Below are 18,992 nucleotides of genomic sequence, written 5' to 3'. Positions count from 1 at the left end.
AAAATGGTGCACCCATTTAGGAGATTCGTATGAAGTCCATTCTCTTCGCTGCCGCCGCTCTTCTCGCGTCGCCCGTGATCGCCCAGACGACGCCGCCGGCAGACCCCGCCGCGCAGACCGCGCCCGCGGACCAGGCGGCACCGGCCGATCCCGCAGCGCCTGCCGATCCCGCGATGGCCGCTCCTGCCGATCCGGCAGCAGCACCCGCCGCACCGATGGCACCGCCAGCACCCGCCGGTGGCGTGACTTTCGGCCAGCCGACCGTGACCCCGCCGACGCCGGCACCCGCCGAGTATCCGGTGTGCTCGAAGACGGTCAAGGACGGCTGCCGCAACCGCGGCGGCAAGTAAGTCACGCGGCAGGCGGCGGGTGATCCTGCCGCTTGCCTAGCTGGCTTTACGTTCTAGGAAAGGCGCTCCAACTATAAGAGAGGGGCGCCTTTTCCATGTCTAAAAGCTTTGGGCAGATCAGCTTTGAAGATCGGGTCGCGATCGTCACTGGCGCAGGCGGTGGCCTCGGCCGCGAGTACGCGCTCGAACTCGCCCGTCGTGGTGCGAAGGTCGTGGTCAACGATCTGGGTGCGTCGCGCGACGGCACTGGCCATTCCGACGCCGCGCTGAAAGTCGTCGAGGAAATCGAAGCGGCCGGCGGCGAGGCGATGTCGAACGGCGGCAGCGTCACCGACTACGACCAGATGGTCGAGATGGTCGCCCGAGCCTCGGAGAAATGGGGCGGCGTCCACATCCTCATCAACAACGCCGGCGTGCTGCGCGACAAGAGCTTCGCCAAGATGGAGCCCGCCGACTTCAAGTTCGTCGTCGACGTCCACCTGAACGGCTCGGCCAACGCCACCAAGGCGGTCTGGGATACGATGCGCGCGCAGAATTACGGCCGCATCCTGATGACCGCGTCGTCGACCGGTCTCTACGGCAATTTCGGCCAGGCAAACTACGGCGCCGCCAAGCTCGGGCTCGCCGGCTTGACCAAGACGCTCGCGATCGAGGGCGCGAAAAACAACATCAAGGTCAACACGATCGCGCCGACCGCGGGCACGCGGATGACGCAGGACATCTTCCCCGAAGAAGCGTTCAAGGCGTTCTCCCCCGACAAGGTCGCACCCGCCGCGGTGTTCCTCGTGTCGGAGGACGCGCCGACCAATATGATCGTCGGCGCGGGCGCCGGGGTGTTCCAGGCGGCGTACGTGACGCTGACGCAAGGCAAGTTGCTGACCGGCGACGATCTGTCGGTGGAGGGTGTCGCGGCGCACTGGGACGCGATCATCGACCGCGCGGGCGAGATCGTCCCGCAGTCGGGCTCGGAACAGTCGATGACCATCCTGAGCAAGCTGCAGGGGCGCTGAGCACTGGCCCCACATGGCAGGCTAGAATTTTCCTACCGTTCCCTCGCGAAAGCGGGGGCCCGGGACGACAAAGGTTGTCACCTGTAACCCTGGGCTCCCGCTTTCGCGGGAGAACGGGATTGGTTCGGGAAAACCGCTAGCCCTTATCGCGGCTCGCGCATTTGCCAGACCACGCGGCCAATGACGGCGATCGCTCCGCTAGGCACAACCGCCGCGTCCGGATTATCGCTCGTCGCCACTCGCGCACCGCGTACCAGGGCAACGCGCTTCACCATCACCGCGTCGTCGATCCGGATGACGTACACCCCGCCCTTTGCGCGCGGCGTACGGTCGGCGGTGTCGACCACGATGTGATCGCCGTCGAACAGTCCCGGCTCCATCGAAGTGCCGCGCACGCGGATGATCGCCGCCTGCCCGTCCCTCAGCCCAAGTTTCCGCGCGAGGCCGGGGTCCAGCGTGTCGGTGCCGAGCACGATCTCGCCATCGACCAGCGCGCCCGGCCCCGCCGACGCCGCGACGTCGAGCTTGCGGATGCGAAACCCTGCCGGCCGGTCGGCGGGCGCACCCAGCGTTGCCTCGCTCACCCCCAGATATTCCGACAGCAATCGACGATCGCGTTCGCCAAGCACACGCGGCGATCCGCGCCGGACATATTGCTGCAGATACGCCGCGTTGCGCCCCAGCATCGCCGACAGCGCCGCCAGACTGTCGCCACGCGTCGCGGCCAGCGTTGCCAGCGCGGTTCTTGGATCGGGATCGGACACGGTTCTAGCCACGCCCGAACCGTAGCGTAGGAATTTTCCTAGACAAGTAGGATTTGCCGGAACAGATCAAGAACGCAAACAGGGCTCGGCCAGGGACTCGGGGCCAAGAACAGGAAGGAGCGACCATGTCCGTTCTCATCAAGATCGACCGATATCTGCGGCAGACCGGCATGCCGACATCGAAGTTCGGCCGGCTGGCGGTCGGCGATCCGCGGCTGGTCCATGATCTCCGACTCGGTCGCCAGCCGCGCGCGCCGATGGTCTCGCGGATCGAGACGTTCATAGAACGGCACGGATCGTGAGGATGGACGCGATCCGCGGCCCCGATGCGGGCACGCTGCTGATCCGCGCGCTTCGCGGCCATGCGGGGGCGGCAGGCCTGACGATGCATGTAGAGTCCATCGCGTGCACGCCCTGGGCGAGCGCGACGTTCGTCGGCACGCTGCACCGGCTCACGATCGCGGCGATGCCCGTACCCGGTCTTCGAGACTGGATCGACGCGTTGCCCGAAGCGGAGTTCGCGATGCGCGGGCATATCGTCGCCGATCTGGTGGTCGACCGCATCGAGTCGATCGGCGACCGCGAGCATGTGACGATCGCGGTCCTGACGCTGATCGACGCGTAAACGTCTCGACAGGGGTGGACTTTCGCTGACCGAACCACGAAGTCGGCGGTCAACGAAGGAGATTCAGATGGCCGGGATGGGCAAGTTCGACTGGGCGGATCCGTTCCTGCTCGACGATCAGTTGAGCGAAGACGAGCGGATGATCCGCGACAGCGCGAAGGCCTATGCCGACGACAAGCTCGCACCCCGAATCATCGACGCGTTCCAGCACGAGCATACCGATCCCGCGATTTTCCGCGAGATGGGCGCGCTCGGATTGCTCGGGCCGACGATCCCCGAGGAATATGGCGGCGTCGGCGCGTCCTATGTCGCCTACGGGCTGGTCGCGCGCGAGGTGGAGCGGATCGACTCGGGGTATCGCTCGATGATGTCGGTACAATCGAGCCTCGTGATGTACCCGATCAATGCGTTCGGGTCCGAAGAGCAGAAGCGCAAATACCTGCCCAAGCTCGCGACCGGCGAGTGGATCGGCTGCTTCGGGCTGACCGAGCCGGATGCGGGGTCGGATCCCGGCGGGATGACGACGCGCGCGAAGAAGACGGCCAACGGCTATGTGATCTCGGGCGCGAAGACGTGGATCTCGAACTCGCCGATCGCCGACGTGTTCGTGATCTGGGCGAAGTCCGACGAGCATGGTGGCGGCATCCGCGGCTTCATCCTGGAGCGCGGGATGAAGGGGCTGGAGACGCCCAAGATCGAGGGCAAGCTGTCGTTGCGCGCGTCGATCACGGGCATGGTGATGATGGACGAGGTCGAGGTCGGCGACGATGCGCTGCTGCCTGATGTGCAAGGACTGAAGGGGCCGTTCGGCTGCCTTAACCGCGCGCGCTACGGGATTTCCTGGGGTGCCTTGGGCGCGGCGGAGTTCTGTTTCCATGCGGCGCGGCAGTACGGGCTGGACCGGAACCAGTTCGGGACGCCTCTGGCGGGGCGGCAGCTGTTCCAGAAGAAGCTGGCGGATATGGAGACCGAGATCGCGCTCGGGTTGCAGGCGTCGTTGCGCGTCGGGCGGCTGATGGACGAGGGCCGGTTCGCGCCCGAGATGGTCTCGATCGTGAAGCGCAACAACGTCGGCAAGGCGCTCGATATCGCGCGGATGTCGCGCGATATGCACGGCGGCAACGGGATTTCGGGGGAGTATCAGGTGATGCGTCACCTGATGAACCTGGAGACGGTCAACACGTACGAGGGTGCGCATGACGTGCATGCGCTGATCCTCGGGCGCGCGATCACGGGTATCGCTGCGTTTTGAGTTCAACCCCGACGTCCTACCACCCCGGCGAAGGCCGGGGCCCAATTGGGGAACGCGTATTGGCTGACGCTCCGCGTTGTTACTCCGAACTTTCCAATTGGGCCCCGGCCTTCGCCGGGGTGGTGCTCTAAATTGGAAAGCAAACCCTCCCCCCTCGCCGGCTTAAAGGTGGTCGAACTCGCGCGGATCCTTGCGGGACCTTGGGCGGGACAGGTGCTGGCCGATCTCGGGGCAGACGTCGTCAAGATCGAGAGCCCAGCCGGTGACGATACGCGAACCTGGGGGCCGCCGTTCATCGACAACCCCGACGGCACGCGCGATGCCGCGTATTTCCACGCCGCCAATCGCGGCAAGCGATCGATCGTCGCCGACTTCACCACATCCGAAGGTCAGGCGACCGTCCGCGACCTGATCGCCGACGCGGACATAGTGATCGAGAACTTCAAGGTCGGCGGGCTGGCCAAATACGGGCTCGACTACGCCACGCTCGCCGTGATCAACCCACGTCTGGTGTATTGCTCGATCACCGGGTTCGGGCAGGACGGGCCCTACGCGCCCCGTGCAGGCTACGATTTCATCGTCCAGGGGATGAGCGGGATCATGGACCTGACCGGCGAGCCCGATGGCGCGCCGCAGAAGATCGGTGTCGCGTTCGCCGACATCATGACCGGGCTGTATTCTGTGATCGCGATCCAGGCGGCGCTGGCGATGCGCGAGCGGACCGGCAAGGGTCAGCAGATCGACATGGCGCTGCTCGACACGATGACTGGGGTACTCGCCAACCAGGCGATGAACTGGTTCGCGAGCGGCGTGTCGCCGACGCGGGTCGGGAATGCGCATATGAACGTGTGTCCGTATGCGGTGTTTCCGTGTGCCGATGGGTGGTTCATCCTGGCTGTCGGGAATGACGGGCAGTTCCGGCGGTTCTGCGACGCGATGGGCTTGCCGGATATGCGCGACGATCCGCGGTTCGCGACCAATGCCGGGCGGTTGGCGTTCAAGGATGTGTTGTTCGCGGGGATCGAGGCGGCGACGTCTCTGGTGCCTAAGCTGGCCTTGCTGGCGCGGCTGGAGGCGGTCGGGGTGCCGGCCGGGCCGATCAATACGGTGGCGCAGGCTTTCGAGGATCCGCAGGTCGTCGCGCGGGGGATGGCGATCGACGTCGCGCGGCCGGATGGGTCGGTGGTACCCGGGCTCCGCACGCCGATCCGGTTTTCCGATGCCGATCTCGCGACCGGGCGGGCGGCGCCGATGTTGGGGTCACCAACGTAGAATTGTTTCCCCGCGAAGGCGGGGACCCAGTCTGGGCCCCCGCCTTCGCGGGGGAACAAGCTTAGTTGGCAGCTTCGACCACTGGCTTCCGGGCATACAACCCGTACGCCAGGATCAGCGCGTAGCAGACCGCCGGGAGGAGCAGTGCGAAGTGCAGGCTGCCCGACTTGTCTGCCAGCATCCCCGTCAGATACGGAATGATCGCGCCGCCGACGATCGCCGTGGCGATCACGCCCGAGCCTTCCGCCGCGCGCTTGCCGAGACCCTCGGACGCCAACGAGAAGATCGTCGGGAACATCACCGCGTTCATCAGGCCGATCGCGAGCAACGCCCAGCCCGACAAAGCGCCCTCGGTGTTCGCCGAGATCAGGATGAGCGCCAGCGTGCCCGTCGCGACGCCGGCGAGAACCTTGCCCGGCGATACCTTGTTCAGCACATAGGCGCCGATGAACCGGCCGACCAGCGCGCCGCCCCAGTAGAACGGCACGTGCTTGCCCGCGGCGACGTCGCTCAGGCCCATCACGCTCGGCTGCATCAGGTAATTGACGATCAGCGAGCCGACCGCGACTTCGGCACCGACGTACAGGAAGATGCAGGCCGTCCCCATCGCGAACCGCGGGCGCTTCAGCAGCGTGAACGCGTGGAAGATGCTGCCGGTCTGATCCTGCTCCTCGTTGAGCCGGTTGCGCCGGGTCCACACCACCGCGGCAACGATCAGCAACGCGATTGCGAGGCCGATATAGGTGTGCACGACGGTTCGCGAGGACTCAGTCCGGTACGCGTCGAGCGCGGCGCCGGTGAGCGTCGAGGAGTCGACCGTCGCCAGCCCGCCGAGGATCAGCGCGGAGCCGACATACGGGAAGATGGTGGTGCCGAGCGAGTTGAACGCCTGCGCAAACGTTAGCCGGCTCGAGGCGGACTTGGGATGGCCGAGCGCGGAGATCAGCGGGTTGGCGACGACCTGCACCACGGTGATGCCTGCGCCGAGCACGAACAGCGCGAACAGGAACATGCCGAAGCTTGCCTGCCCCGCGGCGGGGATGAACAACAGGCAGCCCGCCGTCATCGTCACGAGGCCGATCGACGCGGTGCGCATATAGCCCGCTTTCCGCACGATCGCGGCGGCGGGAATCGAGAACAGTGCATAGGCGAGGAAGAACGCCGACTGGACCAGCATCGCGGTCGCGTGGTCGAGCGTGAAGAGCTCTTTCATCTTCGGGATGATGATGTCGTTCAGCGAGGTGATGCCACCGAAGATGAAGAACAGCGCGAACACGAAGACGCGCAGGTCGGGCGCGTCGTAGCCGTGGCTGGCGTCGCCTCCTGCTGCTGCTGTGGATTTGGTATCGACGTGCATCGTGTTGCGCCCTCTCGCGGTATTATTGGCTGCGACATAAGCCGGGGGCCCGCCGCGTGGCAATGCCGCTTGGTGCGATCCCGTCCGACCGGCTAGGACGACGAGCATGAGCCGCTTCACCGTCAATAACGAGCCGATCGAGTACAAGCTGGACAATGCTACGCCGCTGCTGTGGGCGCTGCGCGATGCGTCGAACCTGACGGGGACGAAATATGGCTGCGGCACCGGGCAGTGCGGCGCGTGCACGGTCGACATCGACGGGCGGGCGATGCGGAGTTGCCGGGTGCCGATCGGTTCGATCGAGGGCGCGTACGTCACGACGATCGAGGGGCTGTCGCGCGAGCGTAACCACCCTGTACAGCTGGCGTTTATCGCGGAGTCGGTGCCGCAGTGCGGGTTCTGCATTCCCGGGATGATCATGGCGGCGGCCGCGTTGCTGAAGCGCAATGCAGACCCGAGCGAAGCGCTGATCCGCGAGCAGATCACCAACCTGTGCCGGTGCGGGGTGTATCCGCGCGTGGTTGAGGCGATCCAGCGGGCTGGGCGCGCGACACGAGGGGAAGAGGTTATTCCCGCAGGGCCGCGACCGGGGATCGATCCGGCCGACTCGGCGCGGTTGGTGCCAGCGCTGGTGCCGCCGCCTGCGCGGTAGCGCGTCCGCTCGGAACCAAGCCTGTTCTCCCGCGAAGGCGGGAGTCCAGTCTGGGCTCCCGCCTTCGCGGGAGAACAAGGAGGAGCGCTATGTCTGCAGTGGTAGGGCCGCCCAACCAACCGTCGCCAGCATAACCGCCGCACCCCTCCTGCACCACCCCGGCGAAGGCCGGGGCCCAATTGGAACGTCCAAGGTGATTGGTCGCGCGCCTCGTTACTCGCCGCCCCCAATTGGACCCCGGCCTCCGCCGGGGTGGATGCTTCAAAGACGTAGCGACGTATCCGACCTAAACCTGTCTAATCGCTGACGAACCCATTCAGCCTCTCCACATAGCGTAAAGCTTAGACCCGACACATCATAGGAGCCGGCTCGTGCGCCGGCAGTCGAGGACGACGGCGATGACGGGCAAGTTTCTCAAACTCTTGATGGCGGCCTCCGCGTTGGTGCCGGCGACCATGATGGCAACGACCGCCACCGCGCAGCAGGCCGATCGTGACAGCGGTGATCGCGGCAACGATGGCCCGCGTCAGGATCGTGGCCAGCGTCCGGATCGCGGTGATCGTGGCCCGCGCGCGGACGGGCAGGCGTTCCAGCAGCAGCGTCCCGATCGCCCCGCCGCGCCCGACCAAGGCCAGCGCCCACAGCGCGCCGATCTCGGCACGCAGCCGCAAGTCCGCAGCGACCGTCCCGACGGTCAAGGACGTCGCGACTGGAACGGCCAGGCTCGTCCCGACGCGCAAGCCGGGCAGAACCGTCCCGACTGGAACCGAGGGCAAGATCGCCCCGGTTTCGACCGCGGCAACCAGCAGGCGGATCGCGGCCAGTTCGACCGCAACGGACGCGGCGACTGGCGCAACGACGGACGGGGCGACAACCGGGGCGACTGGCGCAACGGTGGTCGCGACGGTTACCAGAACCGCCAACCCAACCGCGCCTATGGGAACGTCCAGGGCTATGGCCGCGGCGGCTACAACCAGGGCCATTACAACCAGGGCGGCGCGTGGAACCGTGGCTGGCGCAACGACAACCGTTACGCCTGGAGCAACTACCGCGCGTCGAACAGCGGCGCCTACCGCCTCCCGCGCTATTATGCGCCGAGCGGCTGGGGGTCGGGCTATCGTCGCTTCGGCGTCGGCTTCTCGCTGAACAGCATCCTCTACAACCAGAATTACTGGATCCAGGACCCCTACACCTACCGCCTGCCCGAGGCGTACGGCCCGTATCGCTGGGTGCGCTATTACAACGACGCGTTGCTGGTCGATCTCGACAGCGGTCGCGTGGTCGACACGGTGTACGACATCTTCTGGTAGGCTCCGGCTTACCGGCACGAGGTAACAGGGGAGAGCCCCGCGGTGGTCCAGATCACCGCGGGGCTCTTGCGTTTACCCCTCTTGCCTTTCGGGGCGAGTTCGCCAAATCCTGCGGCGTGGGTATCTTTTCAAAAGCCAAGAAGGTCGATCCGGCCGCTGCACTCCGCCAGGCCTTCGGATCGCAGGTCGCTGCGCGCCTCGACGCCAATCCGGCGGTGCAGCGCATCGCGATGGACACGGTGCAGTTCTATTACCAGGACAAGTTCCTCGATCCCGCGACGTGCAAGCGGCTGATCGCGGTGATCGATTCGAAGCGACGGCCGTCGACGCTGCTCTCCGATCGCCCGAACAGCAATTTCCGAACCAGCGAGAGCTGCGACATGGATCGCTGGTCGCCGGACGTGCAGCCGACCGACGAGGCGATCGCGACCTTGCTCGGGATCGACCTGCTCCACGGCGAGACGATGCAGGGCCAGCGCTATGCCCCCGGCCAGCAATTCCGCGCGCACCATGATTATTTCCACGAGTCCGAGAGCTATTGGGCGAAGATGCAGGAGCAGGGCGGCCAGCGCACCTGGACCGCGATGGTGTTCCTCAACGACGTCCCCGAAGGCGGCGCGACCTGGTTCCCGCAGGCCGGTGTCAAGATCGCGCCGAAGCGCGGCATGCTGCTGGCTTGGAACAACATGAACCCGGATGGGACGCCGAACGGGCTGACGCTGCACGAGGGCATGCCGGTGGTCGAGGGCGTGAAGTATATCGTGACGAAGTGGTTTCGCGAGCGACCGTGGATCAAGTGAAGGGGCGCAAACCCACTCCAACATCGCTCGCCCCTCCCCTGTTGCGGATCCGCCCGGCGCGGATTCCTTATCTCGCCCCCCCCGTTCATCCTGAGTAGCCGTCGAGTAGGCGCCGAAGGCGGCGTATCGAGACGGCGTATCGAAGGACAGGTTGGCGCGCGGAACGCATGCTTGGATACGCGCCCTCGATACGCTTCTACGGAGCTACTCGGTCGCTACTCAGCACGAACGGGGGAGAATTTACATTCCGCCAGTCCGCGCAAAACTGTTTCCCCGCGAAGGCGGGGACCCAGACTGGGCTCCCGCCTTCGCGGGAGAACAAGACGCACGTGGTGCACGCGGTTGCGAGATCGCCCTAACCACGCGTCCCTCCCCGCTCGACAAACCCCTCACAGCCACTACGTCCGAGGCATGACAGTTCTCGGCGTAACCTCCTCCATCCTCGGCCAACCTTGGCGCTGGCGCGCACTCGCCGCGGACGGGAGAGACGGCTTTACCGGCGACGACCTCGTCACCCAGCTCCTCCTCGCCCGAGGCTGCCCCCGCGACGCGCTCGACGCGCACCGCACCCCCTCGATCCGCGCATTCATGCCCGATCCGTCGATCTTCCGCGACATGGACCGCGCCGCCGAGCGCCTCGCCGACGCCGTGCAAGCCGGTGAACAGGTCGCGATCTTCGGTGATTACGACGTCGACGGCGCCACCTCCGCCGCGCTGATGGTTCTCGTCCTGCGCGATCTCGGCATCGAAGCCCGCCCCTACATCCCCGACCGCCTGCTCGAAGGCTACGGCCCATCGGGCGAGGCGCTCGTCCGCCTCGCTGGCGAAGGCGCCACGCTGGTCGTCACGGTCGATTGCGGCGCGCAGGCGTTCGACGCGCTCGACGCCGCCCGCGACGCGGCAGTCGACGTGATCGTCATCGACCACCACAAATGCTCGACCGCGCTCCCGCACGCGCTCGCGCTGGTCAACCCCAACCGTCTCGACGAGGACGAAGGTGCCGCGCACGGCCACCTCGCCGCGGTCGGCATGTGCTTCCTCGCCGCTGCCGCACTCGTCCGCACGCTCCGCACCCGCGGCTTCTTCAAGGATCGCGCCGAACCCAAGCTGATCGACCTGCTCGACATCGTCGCACTCGGCACCGTCGCCGACGTCGCGCAGCTTCGCGGCCTCAACCGCGCGTTCGTGTCGCAGGGCCTCAAGGTCATGGGTGCGCGCAAGAACATCGGCGTCGCCGCGCTGATCGAGGCGTCGCGCCTGACGCGCAACCCGACCTGCACGGACCTGGGCTTCGCACTCGGCCCGCGCATCAACGCTGGCGGCCGGGTCGGTCGCGCAGACCTCGGCGTCCGCCTGCTCACCACGCAGGACCCGGACGAAGCCCGCCAGATCGCCACCGAACTCGACCGCCTCAACGAAGAACGTCGCGCGATCGAAACCGCCGTGCAGGAAGCCGCCGACCTCCTCTCCAGCCGAGACCGCGCGGTCGCCGTAGTCGCCGGCCATGGCTGGCACCCCGGCGTGATCGGCATCGTCGCCGGTCGCCTCAAGGAAAAGCTAGGCCGCCCCGCGATCGTCATCGCGATCGACGAGAACGGCATCGGCAAGGGCTCGGGCCGCTCGATCCCCGGCGTCGACCTCGGTGCAGCTGTGATGGCAGCCCGCGAACACGGCCTGCTCGTGGCGGGCGGAGGCCACGCGATGGCCGCCGGCCTGACGATCAGCGAGGCAGCGATACCCGCCTTCACCGACTTCCTCGAAGAGCGCCTCGCCGCAGCGGTCGAACGCTCGAACGGCGACCGTGCACTCCTGCTGGACGCGGTGCTGGCAGCGGGCGGCGTCAACCCCGGCCTCGTCGAATCGATGGAAGCCGGCGGCCCCTACGGCATGGGCTGGCCAGCCCCCCGCGTCGCGATGGGCCCGGTCCGCGTGATCAAGGCGGACGTCGTCGGCAACGGCCACGTCCGCACGATCGTCGCCGGCGACGACGGCCGCAGCATCAAGGCAATGGCCTTCCGCTCGGCCGAGAGCGCACTGGGCCAGGCGCTGCTAGGCGCCGCCCCCCACCGCAAGCTCTGGCTCGCCGGCCGCGCGAGGATCGACGACTGGTCCTCGCGCCCGTCCGCCGAACTCCATGTCGAGGACGCCGCATGGGCAGACTAAATTCTTGTACCGAAACGCTTGACGCCTCGCCCCCTTACCCTTAGTCGGCCTCCACCACGCAGGCCCCTTCGTCTAGCGGTTAGGACGCGGCCCTTTCACGGCTGAAGCACGGGTTCGATTCCCGTAGGGGTCACCAACGTCGGTTTTTTAAGCACGCAGTGGTGAATGAGACTCGATTGTCTCACGGCGAAATGGCGCCAACTCTGCTGGGAAGGCTGGGTCCGGCTATTTTCAGCACGGGAAACAGGTAGGCTTCGGCATGCCACCCACCCTCTCACGATCGATAAGGCGGCAGGACGTGCGATAGATAGTCGGTCATCGCGTGCGTCTCGCCCGGTCCGAAGCATGCCCCGACATAGCCGTCCGGACGAACGAGACGCCGTTCGCCTTTTGCCAAGCCCAGTTGGCCGTTGTCATGGCGAAGCTGTCCATCGCCGTCGATCGTCACGACGTTTACCCCGGCACGCGGCGGCACGTCCGCATCGCCGGCATCGCCCGCGACCAGCAACGTCCAGTGCGGACCAGCTAGCAGATCGTACAGGCGGCGAGGCTGTCCGGCGGCGCCCCGCAGCACGGAGTCGGGCATACGGTCGCCTGGCTGGATACCGTTCGTGCGCTCGGACATTCCGGGTGCGAGGGACGAGCCGCGATACCCGAGATCGAGCTGGTGCACCTCCCGGCCGCGGCGCATGTCGCCGTGTCTGGCCTTGTCGAGCAGCCCTGCCGCTAGCCCCAGCATCCCGGCGGCGACAGGTCGACGCTCCTCCTCGTACGTATCGAGCAGCACCGGCGGGGCGCCGGCCAGCACCGCTGCCAGCTTCCACCCGAGATTATACGCATCCTGCACGCTCGTGTTGAGGCCCTGTCCTCCCGTCGGCGGATGGATATGCGCGGCATCGCCGATCAGGAAGACGTTACCGACCCGGTAGTGTTCGGCGAGCCGCGCGTTCATCACATAGGCCGATGCCCAGTGAACCGCGCGGACGCGGATGGCTGGCATGGATAGGCGCTCGTCGATAAACGCCTGCAAGCCCGCCACGGATAGGTCGGCCTCACCACCGAGCGCGATCGGTGCCTGCAATTGGAATACGTCACCGTGCGGCAAGGGGCAGAACGATATCTGCCGCGCCATGTCGCCTGCGTTGAAACGGTGCCACACGTCGCGGTCGAGGCCGTCGATCTCGATATCGGCGACGATGGCACGGACACCGAGCGTCTTTCCGGGAAACTCGACGGACAATGCCCGGCGGACAAACGAGCGACCACCATCCGCGCCGATAAGATACCGACACCGGATCGTCTGGATACCATCCGTGCCAGCGATGCTGGCCACGGCCGCGTCTCCGTCGTCGCCAAAGCTGACCAGTTCGACGCCATACTCGACCCGGCCGCCTAGCTCGATGATCCGATCTCGTAGCACGGCCTCCGTACGGAATTGCGGAACAAGCAGGGGCATCCGATAGGGCTCGCTATCGGTGCTCGCTGCGATGCTGAACTCTTGGGTATCCTCGAAGCCTCCGTCGAGCCCGTAGACGCGCTGCGGCGGATAGAGGCTACCAGCCGCGGCGATCCGGTCGACGACACCCAGGTCTTCGAAAACCTCCAGCGTACGCGGTTGAATCCCCTTGCCCCGCGAGCCTTGGAACGGTCCGTCGAGCCCGTCGATCAAACGGAACGTCACGCCGCGGCGCGCGAGATCAACCGCGAGCGTCAGGCCAGCAGCACCCGCCCCCACGATCAGGACATCAACGTTCAGATCAGATTGCATCATCGGACTCCTATGTGTATTTTGCATACATCTTTGGAGAATCGGGTCGTGTCAACAAACAAAGTGCATAATGCACATATTCGGGAAAATCTGCCGTCGTTGCATCGTGCGTTGATGGAGATCGTCAGCGTCATCAATCGGCCGGAGCAGGATGCGGCTATGCTCGACGCGGCAGGGCTCAGCCTCGAGCGCGCATTGTTCCCGCTGATCGTGATGGTCGAGCGCCTGGGACCAATCGGCGTCGTCGATCTCGCGAGCAGGGTCGGGCGTGACTACACCACAGTCAGTCGCCAGATCGCCCGATTGGAGGAATTGGGCCTCGTCACGAGACACCCTGGCGCGACCGACCGCCGTGTCAGAGAAGCTCGAATCACACCGCAGGGGAAATGCGCGACGGACGCGGTCGACCGAGCGCGTGAGACAATGGCTCTGGCCCTGTTCGAGAATTGGAGCCTAGAAGAGTTCGACGGTTTGACGATACTGCTGGAAAAATTGGCGCAAGGTCTGATTTTGAAGCCCGCGTCGTCCCCACCCAAATAAAGCCTGGGCCGGCTTCCCCTGAGTGTAGAGCACCCGCATAGAGCGCGCACGCCGCGCCTTTAATAGGAGCGCCGCAGCAGTGGGAGGTTTTCGATCGCCAGCCTTAAAAAGCTTTTGCGGATGATGAATGCCAACACGATTCCGTGGTAGCACCCGCGGGCGATGATGGCCGGAATCGACAATATTGCGCTTCGCCATGGTGCGCGACGAGCCTTGGCTTACACGCGGGCCGAACCGGTGATCCGCTGTATCGAAGAGGCGATCCGCGACCATCGTCGACGCACCGGTGACATCGACGCAATGCCCCACGTAAGCAGCTTGGTGACATTGTGCGCGGCACGACGTCTGTCGGCCGCCCGCGGCGGGCCAGTCTCTCACAGTACAGTGGTCCGCGCCCTAAAGCTCATGGGCTTGCGGTAGTCCGGTCCTATGAGCGGCAATGGCGGCGCCACATCGAACGACCTCGCCGCGTCCACCGACCCAAACTCGCCATCCCGGAGCAGAATCAGGCTTCCCGATTTCCGACGGACATTCAATTTGCGACCGTGGCTAAGCGGAACCGTCCCGGCAGGCATGCCCAGGCTCAGACCTGAGTCATCCCGCCATCGACGCACAGTTCGGCACCGGCGATGTAACTCGCATCATCGCTCAGCAAGAAGACGACCGCCGCGGCCACCTCGTCCGGCCGCCCCATGCGGCCGAGCGGGATTGGCGCGGTCAGCGCCGCGCGCTCGGCATCCGACACGGCCGCCATCATTGCCGTATCGGTCGGTCCTGGACTGACCACGTTCACGCGGATACCGCGCAATGCGAGTTCCGCCGTCCATGTCCGGGCATAGGATCGCAGCGCAGCCTTGGTCGCCGAATAGGCACCGCGGGTCGGCACGCCGATCGCATCGGCGATCGACCCGATCAGCACCACCGCGCCTCCCTCGCCCATCGCGCGCACGGCTGTTTGCAGGGCGAACACCGGGCCGCGGACGTTGACCGCGAAATGCCGATCGAAATGGTCGAGCGTTTCGTCGGCCAGCGACGCAGCTTCCGAAATTCCGGCGTTCAGCACCATTGCGTCGATGCGGCCATGCGTGTCGCGAACCGTCGCCACCGCGCGGGCCATATCGGCAGGAATGCCCGCGTCCGCGACAAGTCCGACCGCACCACTGCCGATCGCACGCGCCGACGCCGCGACCTCGTCAGCGTCGCGCCCGGTGAAAACTACGGTCGCGCCGTCTGCGGCCAGCCGTTGACCGATTGCCAGCCCGATCCCCTTCGCCCCGCCTACGACCAGCGCCACCTTGTTCGTCATCGATACCATCGTGGAATCCTTCATCCGTGATGGCAGGCTAGATATACTGATTATATCTGCTATCAATAACGCACCATGAATAGCCTAGATATCATCGCCGATACCGACCTTGGCGCGACCGCGCAGCGGACGGTATCCGAGTCAGCACAGGTGCGTCCGGTGCTCGACAAGATCGCGGACAAGTGGACGGTCATGATCCTGACCGTGATCTGTCCGAAGCCAGCGCGATTCAACGAGATCAAGCGCCGCCTGGATTGCATCACGCACAAGGCGCTCGCCGACACGCTCAAGCGGCTGGAACGCAACGGCCTGGTCACGCGCACCGTCTTGCCGACGAGCCCTATCGGCGTCGAGTATGCGATCACGCCGCTCGGCCACTCGCTACGACAACCATTCGAAGCACTCTACGCCTGGGCGCTGACCCATGGCGGCGCCATCGAGGAGGCTTCGCGGGCGTACGATCGTGCAAGGGAGGAGTGATCGCCCGATGCTGGGTCGAGCGCTCGATGATACTCAACGCCAACCGGCAGTGCGGCATCTATATATCGCGCTGAGCGAGTCCAGGACTTCGATTTCCTTGCGCAACGATTTGTCGGCTGAGTCTCCCCACGTGCCAAGCTTCACGTGAACCCGACCCGCGTGCCGCGTTGCAGTCCACCAAGTTCACTACGATCATCGGATGCGTTTACTTTGGCGCTGTGGCAGCAACCGGCAATGGACGACGAGCGGTCATGACGACGCACAATATCACCAGACGACGCATCGGGGCCGAGGCGGAGCCACTCGTCATCATCGACGGCTTTGCCGGCGATCCCGACGGGTTGCGCGCAGCGGCGGCGGAGGCCGCGTTCGTTTCCGCGGGGCAGCATTATCCCGGCATCCGCGCGGCCCTTCCCGATACGTATCTGCGCGATCAGCTTCCCGTGGTCGCACGCGCGCTGGGGCGGGAGTTCGGACCGTGCCGCCGCATCCGCGTCGTCGATGCGCAGTTCTCGATGGTCACGATCACGCCCGAAGCGCTCGATATTCGGCAACGCCTGCCGCATGTAGACGCGTACGGACGCGACCGGATTGCGCTGATCCACTACCTCTCGCCGACGATCCGTGACGGCACGGCATTTTTCCGACACAGAAAGAGCGGGTTCGAGACGATCGACGAGACGCGCGCGCCCGCATTTTTCGAGGATCTCGGCCACGAATTGGAAGCGACCCCGCCCGACGGGTATATCGCCGGCGATACGGCGCTGTTCGAACGCACGGCGCTGGTCGATGCAGCCTATAATCGCGCTTTGCTGTATCGAAGCTACGTGCTGCACAGCGGCGCGATCGCACGCGGTGCGCCACTCTCCGCCGATCCAGCGGCAGGGCGGCTGACGGTCACTGCGTTCCTCGCGATCGAATGAGGGCGGTTGAGCCAGGGGTTCGGTTGGCCTAACCTGGTCGCGCTACCGGACTGCGTCGGCGCCACGCGGCGACGGTTCCGGAGCGGATATCGGGGAGGCCAGCCTTGAACCACACGCGCCAGGCGTTTCTCGAAGGCCTCGGCGGAACCGGGCTCGTCGGAGCGTTCCCGACGGCCGCAGCAGCCGAACCCGAAGCGATGCCGGATTTCGGTCCCAACGTCATCATCGTCGATCCGAGTATGCCCGCCGCCATCGTGCAGGCGCGCATGGATGCCATCTTCCGCGACCAGGAGCGCGCACATTTCGGCGCCGTCCGCCAGACGCTGGTCCGATATCCATGAACACGAGGACCACCGCATGATCCTGCTGATACTCGCCGCGCAAGCCGCCACGCTGGGTGCGACCAACTATAGCGCCACCGCGCCGATGCCCGCCCCCAAGGGCAAGCCGAGCTTTGCCGACGAATTCGACGGCAAGGCGATCGACCAGAGCAAATGGCGTTTCGACACGTCGCGCAACGCCGAGGGCTGGTACAATCACGAACGCCAATATTATGCCAAGGACCGCGCCGAGAACGCACGAATCGAGGACGGCGCACTGGTGATCGAGGCGCGGCGCGAGGCGCTGGACAAGTCGAAGTTCGCCGACTGGGGCGGCCAGGCCTATACCTCCGCCAAGCTCGTCTCGCGCCAACCACGCGGCTACGGCTTCTACGAAGTCCGCGCGAAGCTGCCCTGCGAACGCGGCAGCTGGCCGGCGATCTGGTTGCTTCCGTCCGGCGGCACATGGCCGGACGAGGGCGAGATCGACATCATGGAAATGGTCGGCTGGGACGCCGGCACGATCCACGCGACGCTGCACAGCGGCGCCTTCAACCACGTCAAGGGCACGCAGCGCGGCGCCCAGACGCACGTCGCCACCGCGTGTACCGCGTACCACCGCTATCAACTCGACTGGCGTGCGAATGCGATCACGATCGGCGTCGATGGCCGCGCGGTCATGCGCGTCGCCAACGACCAGCCCGGCGGCAAGGCGGCATGGCCGTTCACGCGTCCGTACGAACTGATCCTCAACCTCGCGGTCGGCGGCGACTGGGGTGGCCAGAAGGGGATCGACGACGCCGCCTTTCCGCAGCGCATGGCGGTCGATTACGTCCGTTACTGGCGCCGCTAGCGTCGACCGCGCGCGGCGAGGATGATCCCGCCGCCGCACAGCGTCAGCGCCGCGAGCACCAGCATCACCGCATCGAAATCGGTCGGCGTCGCGAGCGCCCAGGTCAGCGTCGGCCCGAGCAGCCCCGGCAGCGTGTTGGTCAGGTTGAGCAGTCCCAAGTCACGTCCGCGGTGCAGAGGGTTCGGCAGCAACTGCATGGCGAACGACGCGTGCAGCGCGAGGAACACCGACGCGCCCGCGGTATAGACGCAGAACGCGACCGCGCCTCTCGTAAAGTCGTTGGCGAACGCCATGCCACATAGTCCGGACGCGGCAACGAGGGTGGCGGCGAACAGGAACGGCTTGGTCCGCCCGGAACGATCCGCCAGCCGTCCGATCAGCACCGCGATCGGCAGCGGCACCGTGTATGCGACGATCATCACCATCCCCATCCGCGCCGCAATTCTGCCCGGTGCCACCGACGGGGCGATGCTTTCGAGATAGTAGAAGAGATAGACGAACAGCGCACTGCCGGCGACCTGCACGAACAGCCGTGCGCTCCACGCGAGCGCCAGATCCCGGCGCACCGCCTCGATCGGCGATGTCGTACCGATCCGCGCGATCGGTTGCGCCGGTGTCAGCAACAGCGGAACGATGCAGCACGCGACCACGACCGGGACGATCGCAAGCCGCAACGTTTCGCTCAGCAACGCGGTCGCCACCAACAGCGCCGCCAAGGCCGACGCCACCGGACTCGCCACCGCCAGCAGGCCGCCGGCCACGCCTTTCTGTGCATCGGGCACTTCGTCGGCCATGATCGCGAGCAGCGGCGCGAGCACCGCGTTCACCGCCACCTGGAACGCGACGACTGCCAGGATCAGCGCGATCGGCGTACTCGCGACGGCCATCGCGGCGTAGGCGATCGCGGTCGCCACGAAGCCCCCGGCCAGCCAGCCCCGGCGCCCCCTGCCCCGCGCGACCGATCGATCGCTCAGCCACCCGAACGCGATGTTCGACACGCTCGCCGCCAGCGCTCCGGCGACGACGATCACGGTCAGAACGTCCAGCCGCCCCGCCCCCCCGATCGCGGTAACGACCGCGTCGACCTTGATCGGCAGCAACAGCGTCAACAGCGGGAGATAGCCGACGACCCCACCGACATAGGCGAGCGCGAAGACAAGCAGGAACAGGGTCGAACGACGATCGGAGCCAGGCGCGGAAACGCGGGAAGCGGGAAGACGCGCCATGCCCTATTCCTAAGCTGCGGG

Annotated in this window: 20 protein-coding genes and 1 tRNA gene; 16 read left to right on the top strand and 5 right to left on the bottom strand. The window is 66.0% G+C overall.

The window, feature by feature from the left end; all coding sequences use genetic code 11:
- Nucleotides 1-29 precede the first annotated feature (29 nt).
- Both C8J45_RS07570 and C8J45_RS07565 read left to right on the top strand, forming a co-directional pair.
- Complete coding sequence (locus C8J45_RS07570; RefSeq protein ID WP_056057295.1) at nt 30-350, top strand: hypothetical protein; 321 nt, start codon at nt 30-32, stop codon at nt 348-350.
- A 95-nt stretch (nt 351-445) separates the two neighbouring features.
- The gene (locus C8J45_RS07565) at nt 446-1,360 is read left to right on the top strand and encodes an SDR family NAD(P)-dependent oxidoreductase (protein ID WP_107962676.1); all 915 of its coding nucleotides are present in this window, start codon (nt 446-448) and stop codon (nt 1,358-1,360) included.
- A 143-nt stretch (nt 1,361-1,503) separates the two neighbouring features.
- On the opposite strand, the gene C8J45_RS07560 is transcribed toward C8J45_RS07565, so the two are convergent.
- Nucleotides 1,504-2,136 (bottom strand): S24 family peptidase, encoded by a 633-nt coding sequence (locus C8J45_RS07560; protein WP_258191359.1) that lies wholly within the window; start codon nt 2,134-2,136, stop codon nt 1,504-1,506.
- A gap of 113 nt (nt 2,137-2,249) precedes the next feature.
- On the opposite strand from C8J45_RS07560, the gene C8J45_RS19140 reads away from it, so the two are divergent.
- The 4 genes from C8J45_RS19140 (at nt 2,250) to C8J45_RS07545 (ending at nt 5,273) form a co-directional block, all read left to right on the top strand.
- Nucleotides 2,250-2,426, top strand: a complete 177-nt coding sequence (locus C8J45_RS19140; RefSeq protein ID WP_181321150.1) for a hypothetical protein — start codon at nt 2,250-2,252, stop codon at nt 2,424-2,426.
- Nucleotides 2,427-2,428: 2 nt separating this feature from the next.
- Nucleotides 2,429-2,749: a hypothetical protein gene (locus tag C8J45_RS07555; protein ID WP_107962674.1), complete on the top strand. Its 321-nt coding sequence runs from the start codon at nt 2,429-2,431 to the stop codon at nt 2,747-2,749.
- Between the two features lie 67 nt (nt 2,750-2,816).
- Nucleotides 2,817-4,001 (top strand): acyl-CoA dehydrogenase, encoded by a 1,185-nt coding sequence (locus C8J45_RS07550; protein ID WP_056055772.1) that lies wholly within the window; start codon nt 2,817-2,819, stop codon nt 3,999-4,001.
- 132 nt (nt 4,002-4,133) lie between these two features.
- Nucleotides 4,134-5,273 carry a CaiB/BaiF CoA-transferase family protein gene (locus C8J45_RS07545; protein WP_181321149.1) on the top strand — a complete coding sequence of 380 codons (1,140 nt, stop codon included), beginning with the start codon at nt 4,134-4,136 and terminating at the stop codon, nt 5,271-5,273.
- A gap of 61 nt (nt 5,274-5,334) precedes the next feature.
- On the opposite strand, the gene C8J45_RS07540 is transcribed toward C8J45_RS07545, so the two are convergent.
- A complete protein-coding gene (locus C8J45_RS07540) occupies nt 5,335-6,630 on the bottom strand; it encodes a sugar MFS transporter (RefSeq protein WP_107962673.1) in 1,296 nt (431 codons plus the stop codon).
- Nucleotides 6,631-6,736: 106 nt separating this feature from the next.
- Between C8J45_RS07540 and C8J45_RS07535 the strand changes: the two genes are divergently transcribed.
- The 5 genes from C8J45_RS07535 (at nt 6,737) to C8J45_RS07515 (ending at nt 11,691) form a co-directional block, all read left to right on the top strand.
- The gene (locus tag C8J45_RS07535; RefSeq protein WP_107962672.1) at nt 6,737-7,282 is read left to right on the top strand and encodes a (2Fe-2S)-binding protein; all 546 of its coding nucleotides are present in this window, start codon (nt 6,737-6,739) and stop codon (nt 7,280-7,282) included.
- Nucleotides 7,283-7,680: 398 nt separating this feature from the next.
- Nucleotides 7,681-8,592 (top strand): RcnB family protein, encoded by a 912-nt coding sequence (locus C8J45_RS07530; protein WP_107962671.1) that lies wholly within the window; start codon nt 7,681-7,683, stop codon nt 8,590-8,592.
- Nucleotides 8,593-8,708: 116 nt separating this feature from the next.
- Complete coding sequence (locus C8J45_RS07525; protein ID WP_107962670.1) at nt 8,709-9,392, top strand: 2OG-Fe(II) oxygenase; 684 nt, start codon at nt 8,709-8,711, stop codon at nt 9,390-9,392.
- 411 nt (nt 9,393-9,803) lie between these two features.
- Entirely contained in the window at nt 9,804-11,555 is a 1,752-nt protein-coding gene (gene recJ / locus C8J45_RS07520; RefSeq protein ID WP_107962669.1) for a single-stranded-DNA-specific exonuclease RecJ, read from the top strand.
- 61 nt (nt 11,556-11,616) lie between these two features.
- Nucleotides 11,617-11,691 (top strand) — tRNA-Glu (locus tag C8J45_RS07515).
- Between the two features lie 138 nt (nt 11,692-11,829).
- Here C8J45_RS07515 and C8J45_RS07510 read toward each other — a convergent pair.
- Nucleotides 11,830-13,323 carry an FAD-dependent oxidoreductase gene (locus tag C8J45_RS07510; RefSeq protein ID WP_107962978.1) on the bottom strand — a complete coding sequence of 498 codons (1,494 nt, stop codon included), beginning with the start codon at nt 13,321-13,323 and terminating at the stop codon, nt 11,830-11,832.
- Nucleotides 13,324-13,437: 114 nt separating this feature from the next.
- Here C8J45_RS07510 and C8J45_RS07505 point away from each other — a divergent pair, with 114 nt between their 5' ends.
- Nucleotides 13,438-13,863, top strand: coding sequence for a MarR family winged helix-turn-helix transcriptional regulator (locus C8J45_RS07505; protein ID WP_258191358.1), 426 nt, complete (start codon nt 13,438-13,440; stop codon nt 13,861-13,863).
- 583 nt (nt 13,864-14,446) lie between these two features.
- Here C8J45_RS07505 and C8J45_RS07500 read toward each other — a convergent pair.
- A complete protein-coding gene (locus C8J45_RS07500; RefSeq protein WP_107962977.1) occupies nt 14,447-15,178 on the bottom strand; it encodes an SDR family NAD(P)-dependent oxidoreductase in 732 nt (243 codons plus the stop codon).
- A gap of 66 nt (nt 15,179-15,244) precedes the next feature.
- On the opposite strand from C8J45_RS07500, the gene C8J45_RS07495 reads away from it, so the two are divergent.
- From C8J45_RS07495 to C8J45_RS07480, 4 genes are all read left to right on the top strand, one after another.
- Nucleotides 15,245-15,649 carry a helix-turn-helix domain-containing protein gene (locus tag C8J45_RS07495; RefSeq protein ID WP_219907361.1) on the top strand — a complete coding sequence of 135 codons (405 nt, stop codon included), beginning with the start codon at nt 15,245-15,247 and terminating at the stop codon, nt 15,647-15,649.
- Between the two features lie 251 nt (nt 15,650-15,900).
- Nucleotides 15,901-16,572 carry a DUF6445 family protein gene (locus C8J45_RS07490; RefSeq protein ID WP_107962667.1) on the top strand — a complete coding sequence of 224 codons (672 nt, stop codon included), beginning with the start codon at nt 15,901-15,903 and terminating at the stop codon, nt 16,570-16,572.
- A 104-nt stretch (nt 16,573-16,676) separates the two neighbouring features.
- Nucleotides 16,677-16,913 (top strand): hypothetical protein, encoded by a 237-nt coding sequence (locus C8J45_RS07485; protein WP_107962666.1) that lies wholly within the window; start codon nt 16,677-16,679, stop codon nt 16,911-16,913.
- A gap of 16 nt (nt 16,914-16,929) precedes the next feature.
- Nucleotides 16,930-17,745, top strand: coding sequence for a family 16 glycosylhydrolase (locus tag C8J45_RS07480; protein ID WP_107962665.1), 816 nt, complete (start codon nt 16,930-16,932; stop codon nt 17,743-17,745).
- Here C8J45_RS07480 and C8J45_RS07475 read toward each other — a convergent pair.
- Nucleotides 17,742-18,971, bottom strand: coding sequence for an MFS transporter (locus tag C8J45_RS07475; RefSeq protein ID WP_107962664.1), 1,230 nt, complete (start codon nt 18,969-18,971; stop codon nt 17,742-17,744). The two genes, C8J45_RS07480 and C8J45_RS07475, sit on opposite strands and share 4 nt — an antisense overlap.
- Nucleotides 18,972-18,992: the final 21 nt, after the last annotated feature.

Source organism: Sphingomonas sp. PP-CE-3G-477, from assembly GCF_003050745.1.
GTDB lineage: Bacteria > Pseudomonadota > Alphaproteobacteria > Sphingomonadales > Sphingomonadaceae > Sphingomonas.
This window is presented reverse-complemented; position numbering and strand designations above follow the sequence as displayed.